The 13,935-nt window shown below is 49.2% G+C and carries 7 protein-coding genes; 1 reads left to right on the top strand and 6 read right to left on the bottom strand.

What is annotated here, in order from left to right; genetic code table 11:
- Window positions 1–34 precede the first annotated feature (34 nt).
- From addA to MKY44_RS19820, 3 genes are all read right to left on the bottom strand, one after another.
- Window positions 35–4,462 (bottom strand): helicase-exonuclease AddAB subunit AddA, encoded by a 4,428-nt coding sequence (gene addA / locus MKY44_RS19810; RefSeq protein ID WP_341008231.1) that lies wholly within the window; start codon window positions 4,460–4,462, stop codon window positions 35–37.
- Entirely contained in the window at window positions 4,459–7,962 is a 3,504-nt protein-coding gene (addB, locus tag MKY44_RS19815) for a helicase-exonuclease AddAB subunit AddB (RefSeq protein WP_341008232.1), read from the bottom strand. Before addB ends, addA begins: the two co-directional genes overlap by 4 nt.
- 199 nt (window positions 7,963–8,161) lie before the next feature.
- Complete coding sequence (locus tag MKY44_RS19820) at window positions 8,162–9,538, bottom strand: class I SAM-dependent rRNA methyltransferase (RefSeq protein WP_341008233.1); 1,377 nt, start codon at window positions 9,536–9,538, stop codon at window positions 8,162–8,164.
- Between the two features lie 587 nt (window positions 9,539–10,125).
- Here MKY44_RS19820 and MKY44_RS19825 point away from each other — a divergent pair.
- On the top strand, window positions 10,126–11,127 hold the full coding sequence (locus tag MKY44_RS19825) for a Na/Pi cotransporter family protein (protein WP_341008234.1): 1,002 nt from the start codon (window positions 10,126–10,128) through the stop codon (window positions 11,125–11,127).
- 57 nt (window positions 11,128–11,184) lie between these two features.
- Here the strand turns inward: MKY44_RS19825 and MKY44_RS19830 are convergent, their stop codons facing one another.
- The 3 genes from MKY44_RS19830 to MKY44_RS19840 all read right to left on the bottom strand — a co-directional run bounded on the left by MKY44_RS19830 (window position 11,185) and on the right by MKY44_RS19840 (window position 13,847).
- Entirely contained in the window at window positions 11,185–11,622 is a 438-nt protein-coding gene (locus MKY44_RS19830) for an NUDIX hydrolase (protein WP_076211644.1), read from the bottom strand.
- 111 nt (window positions 11,623–11,733) lie between these two features.
- Window positions 11,734–13,080 carry a tRNA (N(6)-L-threonylcarbamoyladenosine(37)-C(2))-methylthiotransferase MtaB gene (gene mtaB / locus MKY44_RS19835; protein ID WP_047843791.1) on the bottom strand — a complete coding sequence of 449 codons (1,347 nt, stop codon included), beginning with the start codon at window positions 13,078–13,080 and terminating at the stop codon, window positions 11,734–11,736.
- A gap of 2 nt (window positions 13,081–13,082) precedes the next feature.
- Window positions 13,083–13,847 (bottom strand): 16S rRNA (uracil(1498)-N(3))-methyltransferase, encoded by a 765-nt coding sequence (locus MKY44_RS19840; protein ID WP_341008235.1) that lies wholly within the window; start codon window positions 13,845–13,847, stop codon window positions 13,083–13,085.
- Window positions 13,848–13,935 lie beyond the last annotated feature (88 nt).

Consider the following 13,935-nt stretch of genomic DNA (forward strand, 5'->3'; position numbering starts at 1 on the left):
GAAATCCATAGTTTTGAACTCCAATCCAGTTCTTTTACACTTCCACTGCATGTCCACCATCAAAAAAGTACAGCCATTTCCGGTCAACTTTCCGACCTAATATATCTTCAATAGCCCGTCCATACAGATCTAGCTGGAAGCGATAATTTTTGGTGAGTTCATCCAAACCACCACGATGCTCCAACACCCGATCCGTCTTGTAATCAAGCAAGACAAGCTCGCCGTCCACCTCATACAGACAATCGATAATCCCCTGTACAAGCACGGTTTCATTTTCAATCGTTGACTGCATTTTGCTATCTTCATTTAGCATCTGTATATCTGAGTTCGCCGCCTGTTGATGTAGCCATTCCACTGGAGACTGATGTGCCGGAAGTCCATACACAAACGGAATTTCCCGTTTCACCCATGCTGCACGCAATAATTCTTTCCCTGGTTCTGTATTGAAAAATCCGGCCAGTTCTTCAGGTTCGATAGCCGCAGCATGATGGGGCAGTAAAATCTGAAGCTTAATCAACCGCTCAATCGTCTGTTCAATAAGCTGTGAATCAACAGATGATCCATCTATAGGAAGATGCTGCATCAACGTATGATACACGTTCCCCCGTTCTGCCCCTGTCAGCTGCGTTGCCTCCATGAATTTGGGACGACGCAGGTGCAGTTTGAAAGACGTACCCGCAGATCCCGCATCCGGAAGGTTCACCGTACCGTTTGAATCTGCCCCTGATCCAGTCTCGCGCTCGTTAGATTCATCGGGTACGCGACGTAGTACATGGCCTGCTTCATCTTTGGTGTAATTGCTTCCTGGGGTGTTGTGTTCCAATAATGTCTCGGACTGCTCTCCCAGTTCCTCCATCACCTCTACGGACTGGATATCCTGCATCGCAAGTAACGTTTTCAACTCCGTGACAGATGTACTGGCTGCTACTTGAGTTGCTGCTTCATAGGGGTACGTCCATGAAAGTCGTTGATCAACCTCGTTGATCAGCCGTGTCTCCTCTTGTTGAAGAGCTACTGTGTCTGCACCTTCATCTCCAATGTTTTGGTTAGCCGTATCTTGTGCACTCTTCGTCAGCTCTTCTACAGTTGAAGATGTAACCAACTTCACGGGTTGGACGGCTTTTAGTGCAGCAATTCGTTCTTTCCGTACCTCATTTATCCCGTCTTCTTCTCCGAGTGTCTGATCCACCACATGGTCACGGGATACCTGATCGGCGGAAATAATAGAGATCGCCCATCGTGATTGATCATCTGCAAGACAGGCTGAGAACGAATCATTGCTTCCAGCAAGTTCACGCAGCACGGCCGCATCTGGATGTCTCATCAAGGAAGGCCCAATCCAGTCCAGGTAACTCCGTCCTGCAGCCAGCAGATAGTCTGGTAATGCCACTTCAGGGCTATCCTTGACCTGAGACCACGCGAGCGCTTTTTTCGCGGCATCTTTTACAGTACCCAGCAGAATCATTTTCTCTTTGGGACGGGTCAACGCAACATACAGCACACGCATCTCTTCAGCAAGCAATTCAAATTGCGCACGACGACGAATCGCCAGATTGGCTAATGTAGGATAGGCAACCCGGTTCTCACGATCCACAAACCTCGGGCCAAACCCCAGTTCCTTATGCATTAGAAACGGTGCATTCAAGTCCTGCTGATTAAACATCTTGGATATGCCACCGACAAAGACAATTGGAAACTCCAAACCTTTACTCCGGTGAATCGTCATGATACGTACGGCGTTGTCCTGCTCACCAGAACTACCTGCTACAGTCCCGAGGTCTCCCCCGTTTTCCCGCAGTCTGGAGACATAGGTCAGGAAACGGAACAAGCCGCGATTCGCAGTTGATTCCTCATATTGTCGTGCGCGATCGTACAAAGCCTTAAGATTACTTTGACGTTGCAGTCCTCCTGGAAGACCACCAACCCAATCCAAATAACCGGTTTCCCGATACATACGCCAGATCAGTTCACTTAGACTGCCTTGTCTTGCCTCAAGTCTCCACTGCTGCAATTGACGCATAAAACGAATTAACTTTTGCTGCAACTCCGAGCCTGAGATCTCCGTTATACCCAGATCCTCACTTGCATGTCCCGCAACACCAGCATCTTGCATTCCATCTGTCTGTACTGTACGCACATCGAATTCATGTACATCGTCCAGAATCTCTGCCTCAACTGAAGCTGCTGTTTCCCGCTCCCCCTGTTCCATCTCTGACCAGGCTTCCGGCCACTGCAACTGGACGATATTGGAATCAGGATGATTATCCTGCCGGGATTGTTGTACAGCATTAGTGGAGGAATCGCTCCAATCTCCCGCAGCCGATATAACCGCATCATAGAATGACTGTCTTTTTTCACCAAGCCGAATCTGTGCCAGTTCTTCTTCATCCAGTCCGACAATCGGGGAACGAAGCACGGAAGCAAGCGGAATATCCTGTCTTGGATTATCAACAAGCTGAAGCAGAGACATCATGATTTCCACTTCTGTAGCCTGAAAATAACCCTTGCTCTGTTCTCCTCCAGCAGGAATTCCCTGCTGTCTGAATTCCTCAATCATGAGCGGGGCCCACATCAAGGTTGAACGCAGCAAGATGACCATGTCACCGTAACGTGCCGGGCGCATCGTTTGCAGAGCTTTGTCATATACATGGAGGGCAGGTTTGTCCGTATCCCCAACCATCTCACGAATACGCCTTGCGATCGCCCTCGCTTCCAACTGGGCTGTTTCGAGTTCGGCACTCTCCAGTTCTGCGGAGACCGATACATCCCCATTCTCATCCGTGCTCTCTGTCAGATCAGGACCACCACCCTGACGATCGATCAGCATGAGTTCAGGTGTATACGCCTCATCACCAAGTGTTTCTGACGGGAACGTAGCCCCATATGCCAGTTGAGCTCGTTCATCGTAAGCAATCTCTGCCACACCTTCGTTCATGAGTTGCCGGAATATCATATTGACCGAATGCACAACTTCTGCTCGACTACGAAAATTCCGCGCAAGATCAATACGTTGACCTGTACGATGCAGACGTTCTTCCAGCATTCCGTCCTCATTTGTGCTCGCTCCATACTGGCGATACTTGTTCATAAACAGGCCTGGCTCAGCCAACCGGAAACGGTAGATACTCTGTTTGACATCACCGACCATGAATCGGTTACCCGGGTTTTCTCTGGAGATCAGTTTCACGATATCTTCCTGAACCGTATTGGTATCCTGATATTCATCAAGCAACACTTCATCGAATCGCGAACGGTACTCCATAGCCGCATCGGAAGGCATCGACAGTTCAGGCGTTGAATCCTCATGTCGCAAAATGTGAAGACAGTAATGCTCCAGATCACTGAAGTCAACTTGCCCACGTTCCTGTTTGGCCTGTCGATAACGTTCTCCAAATGTACTAACCAACCTCGACAACTCCTGCATGAGTGGTGCCGCTTGCTCCAACTCCTGCCAGAACGCAAACGCACTTCTTCCGAACAATGAACCTTTCAGGTCGGTAACTGCCTTTTTCGCGGCCTCACGGAGTTCCTTCACCTGATCCTGTAAAGCCGGGTCCGTCTGATCTTTTTTGCAGGGTTTCAGTTTGCCAAATGCAGCGGGTTGAAACACTTCAGGCAACCTTTCCCATGGCATAACCTGGGCCGCAGACAGCAGCTCTTCTACCATCACCAGGTCTTCTTTTAACGTATCCGCATAAGGTGCCGGTCCTTCAGGCTGCATGGAAATATGGATGCCTTGACGAAGCAGTCCTGCTGCACCACTCAAAGCAAGAGCCGCATCACGCAAAATACTCTGAACCCATGCTGAATGTCCAAGTGCCTCCACACTTTCCACCTGAAAAGCAGATGCCATCTCTGAGAGCCAATGATCCGGCCAGGAGTGACTGCGGGAGAAATCATACAATCGTTGCACCAGTCGATGCATCGCATCATCATTTCGTTCTCCACTGAACCAGTCCACCAATTCGCGGAATGTACTCCCTTCATCTTCTTCGCCATACTTTTCCTCAAATAGTTCTTCGAGCAGTTCCTGCCGCATGATTTCCGCTTCATTTTCATTCAGGATACGGAAAGCCGGGTTCAACGGAATTTGCTGATAATAACGGCGAATGACTTCCATACAGAATGAATGCAACGTTGTAATAGATGCCCGCCCAAGCAGGGACAGCTGCTTACGCAAATGTTCTTCTCCAGGCTGTTCTTCAAGCGCACGTTCCAGCGCTTCCCGAATCCGTTGTTTCATCTCGGCGGCGGCCGCTTTGGTAAACGTAGCTACAAGTAATCGATCTACACTGAATCCTTGGGAGGGATCTGCGATCTTACGAATAATTCGTTCAACCAGCACGGCTGTCTTGCCTGATCCCGCCGCTGCGGCAACCAGTATGTCTTCTCCGCTTTCGGAAATCGCACTCCACTGGTCATCACTCCAGAAGCTTCCTTCCGGTTTTGGCATATTCGTCATGATGTTTCCCCTCCCTTGGTGTGAGATAACATATCCCAGATTTGCTGTTTGCCCGGTTTGGACAACAGGTTATACTCATTTCCTTCTATATTCTCATCAAACTGACAAACAGGTTTATACGGACAGAACGTGCAAGCCACTTCCTGCTGAATACGATAAGGCTCAATGGCCACATCCCCATCCGTAATTCGGGTACCAATCTCACGGATATTACTGCGAACCGAAGCAAGCAACGTATCCCATTGCTCTGGCGTAGCTACAGCAGCACTACTATAAAAGCTTCCGTCTGCCTTAAGGGCAACCGGAATAATGGCTGAATATCCCTTATCCAGGGTGTTGTCCATTTGAGCGATTGCGTCCCGATCCGCCAGCAGCAAACCTTTCATTTTGAACCGTTTCAGCAGTTCTTGTCCGGCCTGTTCTGATGTCATGCCGTTTGCGGATTGCAACAGCGGGTTATGCACATGGAAATACAACGTTCCTCCCGGCATCGCCGTTTCCCCAAGCCATTCCTCGGCAGCACTAAGCAGCACCTCCAGATAGGTGAGCATTTGCAATGACAGACCATAGTACACTTCATGTAACTTGAGGTCCGTCTGGCTTGATTTATAGTCAATGACACGCAGGAGCAGACCATTCTCTCCTTCTGCAACATCTACACGGTCAATACGACCCACGATCTCCATCACACAGCCGTTCTCCAGTTCAAAACGTAGTGGCGGCAGTGTTTTATCCGGTCCAAAATCAAGCTCCAGCCCAATCGGTTCAAAACTTCCACGTCTGGACTGTTCACCCAGAATAACGGATGCCCGACTAACAATGTCCTTCAATTTGCGGAAAATATAACCGTATCGCTTGGTGCTTAGCAAAATCTCCCCTTGCAGCTGTGGTGCAATCTGCTCCACCGTTTGCTCGGCTTCCTGACGGCATTGGTCTGGAGTCAAACTGCCCCAACTACGATTTTCTTCGCGCAACCGCATAGCCAGCTGGCTTAGTGCAGCATGAAACAGCTGCCCGATATCAGGAGCCTGAAGGCGGTACAATTGCCGTTCTTTGAGGCGTAACCCGTGCGAAGCAAAATGGGAGAACGGACAAGCAACGAACCGCTCCATTCGTGAGACACTCGTCCTCACCTCTGTACCATACAGTCTGCGACTGGTAGCTGTACGTAGTGGTAATGCTCTATTACGATAAAAGATCGATCCCATCAACCGCTCCAGCTGAGGTCTGCTTGTCTCCCGAGATACATGCCAATTGTAGACCGCCCACCACATTTCAGGGATGTCTTCTCCGCGACGCCATTTGCGCAATTGTCCAATGAGCGTTGACAGACTCTGACCCGGATGGGTGACATAGGACCAATGCGCTTCTTCCGAGTTCGCAACCGGTGGTTGAGCGAACAATGGCTGTTCTTGTAGACCAAACATCTTCCGTACATGGCGGACAATCTCGGAAGGAAGCAGTGCTTTCCCCTCATCATCAGCAACCGGGTAACTCAGCCACAACTGGCTGCTTGCCGCTGTAAGTGCCGTATAGATCAGAAAACGTTCATCCAGCATCTGTCTTGTTGCACCTGGTCCAAGCGCCATGCCTCTTTCCGTCAGTAACGCTCTCTCCAGTTCCGTTAATACGCCATCATCCTGAGGTACGGCGGGTAATTCACCATCAACAGCGCCAAGGATAAATACGTATTTGATGTCCTGAAGGCGTGTACGGTCCATAGAACCCATCAAAACCTGATCAAGTGCTGGTGGTACCAGACCCAGCTTCAGTTCCGTCAATCCGGTCTCAATCATCCCGGCAAACAGCGTGATATCCAGCCGTTCATTCCCCATCATATCGACCATCTGATCCAATAAATCCAGCACAGCTCCCCACATCTGCCGATGTTCTCTCGACCGTTCGGGGTCACCTTGTGCCTTAGCTTCAGCAGACATGTTCTCCAGCTTCCATGCGATCTCAGCATCTTCCAGCAGTCTGTATAGTGCCTCGCACTGGGCTTTGGCTGTCTTTGCCTTTTTCATTCGTTTCTCAAAAACACCCAAGGAATCTGTAATGACCGTTCGGCAGCTCTCCATTAAAGAAAGCATCTGGTCCCGTCCTCGACTACGGCCATCCTGACCGTTATCTTCCAGTGATAAGCTAGGTACATACTTCCACGGTTTGCCGTCAGTCCAGCGATACCCTTGAATACCACAAGCCAGTACATAATTCTCAAGCTGGTCCATATCTTCACGAGTGATGGAACCATCACGCGGAAGCAGCAAATCCGTTTTGACACAGCGAAATACATCCTCGTAGCGCCAGTGGCGCCGAACAATATCCAGTGCGGAACGGATAAACTCAGATAATGGATGATGAAGTTCATTTCTTCTGCGGTCCAGAAAGACGGGTACGTCATAATCCCTGAATAACGGTTCAGCTATATCAGCGTAGGTATCCAACTGACGAACAAGTACCGCCATATCCCGATAACGTGCACCTTCGTTTTGTGCCAGGCGCCGCATCTCACGCAGTGCCCCCTCCATCTCAGCTCGTCGGTTCTCCGCTGCAACCAGTCGGATTCCGGAATCAAGGCCATCACTTTTCCAACGAATTCGGCGGTCGAAACCAACCTCCAGATGAGCAAGCCCCGGACGATCCTTGTATCTCGGTGGAATCTCCGAATCTAGCACAGTTATATCGCTCGGTATACCCAGTTCATCAGCCATCCCTTTCAGGCGCGCGTAGGCACTTGCCGTGGGATAAAACAATTCAAGTTCTCCAGGCAGTGCGCCGTGATCATAAGGACGATCCAATGTCAGTGCAATCGTCACGGAAGAGGACTGCAACATCAGCCGACCGATCACACTCATCTCCTGTGGTGTGAATCCCTGAAAACCATCAATCCAGATCTGGGCATCCTGCAGCAATGCACTTTCCGACAAACGATCTGTCAGCTCGGTCAACGTGTCTTCATCATCAATATATAAATTGGTCAATTCCTGTTCATAGTCACGATATATCAGATTCAAGTCATGCAACTTGTCCTCCAGAATCGGCGAAGTGGATGATCTATTCCCTCCAGACAGCCCGTCTTCCAGCAATGATGGATCAACTTCATAACGTTTAAATTCACTATATAAGTCATTTAATTCCCCTATAAAACCCATCTGGCTGCCGGATGCACCAAACAGCTTCAATTCTTCCTTACGGCGCTGGATTACTTTGTAGAGCAGCATCTTTTTGCCTTCGGCTCCGATCGGAATACGAGCAGAACCGCCTGCTTCCTGCATTACACGATAGGCTAGACGGCGAAAGCCGAGCACTTCTGCACGCATGGTACCTTTAATTGCTCCAGAAGACACCAATGCCTGCTCTGTTCGAAAAGAACTCTGTTCGGGAACGAGTAAAATCAAAGGTGTGCCTTGCGGCTCCTTTTGAAGCAGGGATGTAATTTCCCGGGTAATCAGCGAGCTTTTTCCGCTGCCTGCCCGGCCAATAACAAAACGAACGGACATATCTAATCCTCCAAACCACACGTACAAGATTTTAATTCCCAGTATAACATATCTGACTTGGTTCGGAACATACGTTTGCCACTATCCGGTAAAACCGGAGATCATCTCCGTTAACACAGCAAAACAGCAAAAAGCCCGCAGCTATCACACTGTGGACTTTTGACTTGATCTATACTTGATTGGAACGAAAATCATACGATTAATTCTTTTTACTGCGCACTTCGAAAATAGCAAATTTCAGGTAATGTCCTTCATCCACGCCCAAAATTTGTGGGTGATCCTTACCGGCTGCTTTCCAGTCGATCAAACGAAGCACTTTGCCTGCATCTTCCGCTGCATCGGCAATCGTATCCAGGAAGAGGTCTGGACGCATGTGATACGAACAGCTGGCTGTTACCAAATATCCACCCTCATTGACCAGTTTCATTCCTTGCAGATTGATATCTTTATAACCGCGACATGCACCTTTAACTGCTGATTTCGTTTTGGCAAATGCAGGAGGATCAAGGATGACCACATCAAATGTTTTACCGCCAGCTGCAAGCGCTTTGGATGTATCTACTTTCTGTTCGCCTGCACGTGCACGTGCGGTACGTTCATCCAGCCCTTTCACTTGTTCACGCAAGTACTGGAATGCATCAGCAACTACGAACTCGACCCGGTCAGTGAAACCGTTCAGCTCCACATTTGTTCGTGCACTCTCAATGGCATGCTCCGAAATATCAAGACAAGTCACTTTTTTGGCTCCATACTTGCAAGCATTCAACGTAAAGCTGCCCGTGTGTGAGAAACACTCCAGTACAGTGGCACCATCCCAATATGGGAATGTAACTACCTTACCGCTTTTATTCACAGGCAAGAGCTGCTCTGTGCCATCCTGCTCAGTCGTTTGAAGTGTGATTCCACTCTTGTAGCCCCAACCCTTCATAAGCGGTTCGATGGCTGCACGATTCTCACGTTGGTCGAAGAAGTAACCTGTCTTCTGCCCTTCCACGATATCCACTTTAATGAGTAGTCCATTCTCTGTAACGGTGACATGCCGTGGGCACTCTCCGTACAGTGGACCTTTGGTCTGCTCCAAACCTTCCAGTTCACGAATTGAGACATCACTGCGCTCATATATGCCTTCCGGCTGCATAACTTCAATGAGTGCCTGTACAATGGCTTCACGGCAACGATCCATGCCAAGTGTAAGCAACTGTACAACGAGGATGCTGCCGAATCGGTCAACGATCAAGCCTGGTAGAAAATCTGCTTCGCCGTAAACGAGACGGTATGCTTCTCCATCCTGGATAAAACGTTCCCGGTGACGCAAGCAATCGCGGAAACGCGCTGCAAAGAACGCGATGTCCATCTGTTCGGACTCCAGCGGTTGATACGCTACAACTCTTACAGTGATCTGAGATGCGGGATTGTAATATCCTGTCGCCAGATAGCGACCTTGATGATTCAATACATTGACCAGATCTCCCGGCCCAGGGTTTCCGTCAACAGAGGCAATTTCATTGTTAAATATCCATGGATGTGCATGTTCAAGCCGCTTTTTGCGACTGCGTTCGAGTGTAACTGATGGCAAGGTAGATCCACTTCTTTCATAGTTAGTTGAAAAGATAGGTTTAGTGCAAAGGAGACGCTACGGCGACGAATTGTTCCTCTGATCGCTGTTATCCCCAGATTTTTTTGATTCCCTTTCTTAAAGGGAAAATCCGGGGATAAAGGCGAGCGCTTCGCTTCTTCGGTAACAATTTCGTCTTCTTCGCTACGTTTGCACGAATCACCGTATCTTTCGAATTGGGGTGCGGCAATTGAGTGCATTTCGGCACTAAGTTGTTATTTTAAGCGCTGTATGAGTGACACTACGGCGACGAATTGTTCCTCTGATCGCTGTTGTCTCCAGATTTTTTTGATTCCCTTTCTTAAAGGGAAAATCCGGTGACAGCATATGCTCCCGATGTAGCTTTCTTTCAGAAAGCTTTTAGGCGCACGCTTCGCTTCTTAGATTCGATTTCGTCCCCTCCACTACGTTTGCACGAATACCGTATCTTTCGAATTGGGGTGGGGTAATTTAGGTCACTTCCCTCTGAATTCCTTTAGGCTTGTCATGGTTGTCTTTTCTTACTCATAGGATGAGTTAAGGAACCGGACGGAAGGAATGATGTTTCTATGTTTAGAGATGTGATATTGCCCTTACTCTGTGGGCTTATTATCTTTTTTGGTGGCATGAAGCTGATGGAAACGGCCTTGCAGCGCATGGCTGGGCCCATGTTGGCAGGTTGGCTCAATCGGGCTACCTCAGCTCCATGGAAAGGCATGGCCTTCAGTGCGGGCGCAACGGCCCTGTTACAGAGCAGTACTGCTGTCACCGTACTCACCATTGGACTGGCTAATGCCAGATTAATTACCAATGGACGCACCCTCGGCATCATCCTCGGCACCAACATCGGGACATGTCTGACGACGGAGCTAGTGGGACTACAGATCGGACGTGCTTCCCTGCCGCTACTCGTCCTGTCGCTAACGGGCTGGGCCATGTTTGTTGTTCTTGGTGAACGCAATCTGGCCGCTCCTGAACGCACGCGCCAGACTCTGTTTAACATCCAGTACAGCTTCCTCGCAGCTGCGGGATTTGCACTTGTTATGACAGGCATTCAGGTGATGCAATCCATTGCCTTGCCCTTGCGGAGCATGGGCGTATTTCAATGGTTTCTCGACCGCTCGGCCGACAGCTTGTGGTGGGGCTTCCTGGCAGGTGCCTGTCTGACAGCGCTCATTCACAGCAGCGCAGCTGTCATTAGCATGGCGATTACGCTCGCAGCCACAGGGGTATTACCTGTGGAGATCGGCATCGCCATTGTGATTGGGTCCAATGTGGGGACCTGCATCACCGCTGTGATTGCTGCCGCGGGCGGAGCATCCGCAGGCAAATTTGTCGCAGCCTCCCATGTTGTATTAAACATTGCGGGAGCGCTGCTGTTTATGCCGCTGATCGGCCAGCTGCATGCAGCTTCGGCCTGGCTGTCAGCGGACAACGGGGCACAGATTGCGCATGCCCAGACCCTTTTTAACATCACCAGTTCACTGCTTGCTTTGCCATTCTGTTACTTGCCAATCTGGCACAAAAAACCACCGGTCAACGCCCCCGCGGCGAAGTCACCCGTGGCTTGATGATCTGCCTATCCAGACCCACAGAGCGCGCGGCTAACTGACTCGAACAATAGTGCGTTATACGTTAATGCCTAACTTGTTCAGGGCTACACGCAAGATATCATCGTTATTATCATATCCGCTCTGCTGCTGTAAGGACCATGCTTCTTCCGGAGCATACCAATCCACACCCTTGATTTCTTCAATCTGAGGCTGTAGATCACCACTCTCGGCTTCAACGAGATAATAATGAACTTCCTTGTCCACTGGACCAAAATCTGCATGTTGGTACGTGTAAGCAATGATATCAACCGGCTCTACAATGCGGCCCACCATACCTGTCTCCTCCAAAATCTCGCGCAGTGCCGTCTGTTCAATTGTTTCTCCATCTTCCATTTTGCCCTTGGCGAGAGTTGTTTTACCATAACGATCTACGATAAGCTGAATTTGAAGACGTCCGTCTTCCCCTGTTCTATAAACAACTCCGCCTGCTGAAATTTCTTTTTTGTTCATCATGCTCTCCCCCATCAACTTCGGTATCTATATCTTATTTTTTGCAAAAGAAGGACCTCATCTCCCCGGGTAAGCTCCCCAAGGAAATGAAATCCTTGTTTCTGACGCCTCGATCTACATCGCGGCGGACTTAAGATTCTCTTCCAACACACGTACCAGCGTAGCCTGACTCTCGTTGACGCCAGCTTCAACAACTTTAACTCGGCACACTTTACCGACCATATCCATCGTTCCATCAAAGACCAGTTGAATGTAGTTGTCGCTATAACCATGCAGCTTGCCACTTCCCTCGCGGCCTTTGGCTTCACCTTCGGGAATAACATCCAGTACCTGTCCAACAAACTGCTCAGCGTACTCCAGCTGCATCTGCTCAGACAAGTCAATCAGTTCATGCACACGTGCATTTTTGACCTCTTCGTCCACCTGATCTTCCATTCGTGCTGCTGGCGTGCCCGTACGCTTGGAATAAGGGAATACGTGCATTTCGGAAAAACCGATCTTCCGCATCAACTCATAGCCATTACGGTACATCTCATCCGTCTCACCTGGAAATCCAACAATGATGTCTGTTGTAATCGCTACATCAGGCATTGCTTCCCGAATGCGAAGCATTTTGTTGTAAAACTCTTCTGTCGTATATTTACGGCGCATGCGTTTTAACACCGTATCATCACCCGCTTGCAGCGGAATATGGAAGTGACGAACAAGTTTATCCGAACGTTTGATCACGTCGAGCATACGGTCATCGATCTGACTGGCTTCAATCGAGCTGATTCGAATACGCTCCAAACCCTCTACCTTATCCAAATCCCACAGCAGGTCGGTCAGATCATAGTTCTCCATGTCATCTCCATACCCACCTGTATGAATACCGGTCAGAACAATCTCCTTGTATCCGGCGTGTACGAGTTGATGCGCCTGTTGAATAATGCTGTTCGCCTCACGACTGCGTGAGAGACCACGAGACCACGGAATGATGCAGAACGTGCAAAAGTTATTGCATCCATCCTGAATTTTCAGGAATGCGCGGGTACGGTCAGCAAAATCCGGTACGTCCATTTCTTCAAACACACGGGTTTTCATAATATTACGCACCGCGTTAACGGGTTGACGCGACTCCTGAATTTCATTAACATATGGCAAAATCTTGTCACGGTCCTGTGTACCGATAACCAGATCCACCCCTGGGATGTCCAGAATCTCTGCCGGAGAAGTCTGCGCGTAGCAGCCTGTAACGGCCACAATCGCCTCCGGGTTGCGCCGAATGGCACGACGAATAATTTGACGGCTCTTTTTGTCGCCGGTATTGGTTACTGTACAAGTATTAATCAAGTATACATCCGCTGTCTGTTCATCAAAGTCCACTTGATCGTAACCTTCGTTTTTGAACAATTGCCAAATCGCCTCTGTATCATAGAAATTAACTTTGCAGCCTAAGGTGTAAAACGCCACGGATGGCATAATTACATTCCTCCCATTTCTCCGGATTCATATAGCACGCAAGTTAGTGCTGCCATTCCAGCTGTCTCAGCACGCAAAATGCGTTTGCCCAGTCCAACAGATACAGCACCTGCCTGATCAGCCTCTGCCGTCTCCTTCTCAGAAAATCCACCTTCCGGTCCAACCACGATCAAAACTTCTGCACTTGCATCAGGTGCAAGCTGCTCTATAAACGGTTTCAGTGCATCTCTCAGCTGTTTACCGTTTTCTTTCTCATAACAATAACATACCAGGCTATAGCCCTCAAAAGAAGATAACAGCCCTTTCCAGGAAAGCGGCTGCTCGACGGATGGAATGCGATTCCGGTGACTCTGTTCGGCAGCTTCCTTGGCAATTTTCCGCCACCGCTCCAACCGTTTGCTTTCTTTCTTAGCATCATACTGCACAATCGTACGTTCTGATAGGAAGGGTACAAATGATACCGCCCCAATCTCAGTACATCTCTGGATCACTGTTTCCATCTTGTCACCCTTGGGCAAACTCTGTGCCACGGTTACACGAATCCGTGCTTCATGGTCCATCTCGAGAGGTTCCACAATATTGGCAGTAACTTGGCCAACTTCAATGGTCTCAATTTCCACGAGTGCTTCTCTGGAGTTTCCGTCACTGACAATCAGTTTATCTCCAGGTTTACCACGCATGACCTTGCCAATATGGCGTGCATCATCACCTGTGATAATCACAGCGTGTTCATTAAACTGTTCTGCAGATACAAAATATCGCTGCATTAGTCAATCCACCCATTCTGTCCTGTTATGATTGAAATTCACCCCGACTGTTCGCAGGCGTGAATCCAATCGCCACAGATGATCATAC

Origin of the sequence: Paenibacillus sp. FSL R7-0026, assembly GCF_038004485.1 — a bacterium.
Lineage (GTDB): Bacteria > Bacillota > Bacilli > Paenibacillales > Paenibacillaceae > Paenibacillus > Paenibacillus xylanexedens_A.

Coding starts and splice junctions, on each gene's coding strand:
- addA (WP_341008231.1), bottom strand. CDS start 4,462: ATGACGAATATGCCAAAACCGGAAGGAAGCTTCTGGAGTGATGACCAG.
- addB (WP_341008232.1), bottom strand. CDS start 7,962: ATGTCCGTTCGTTTTGTTATTGGCCGGGCAGGCAGCGGAAAAAGCTCG.
- MKY44_RS19825 (WP_341008234.1), top strand. CDS start 10,126: ATGTTTAGAGATGTGATATTGCCCTTACTCTGTGGGCTTATTATCTTT.
- MKY44_RS19830 (WP_076211644.1), bottom strand. CDS start 11,622: ATGATGAACAAAAAAGAAATTTCAGCAGGCGGAGTTGTTTATAGAACA.
- mtaB (WP_047843791.1), bottom strand. CDS start 13,080: ATGCCATCCGTGGCGTTTTACACCTTAGGCTGCAAAGTTAATTTCTAT.
- MKY44_RS19840 (WP_341008235.1), bottom strand. CDS start 13,847: ATGCAGCGATATTTTGTATCTGCAGAACAGTTTAATGAACACGCTGTG.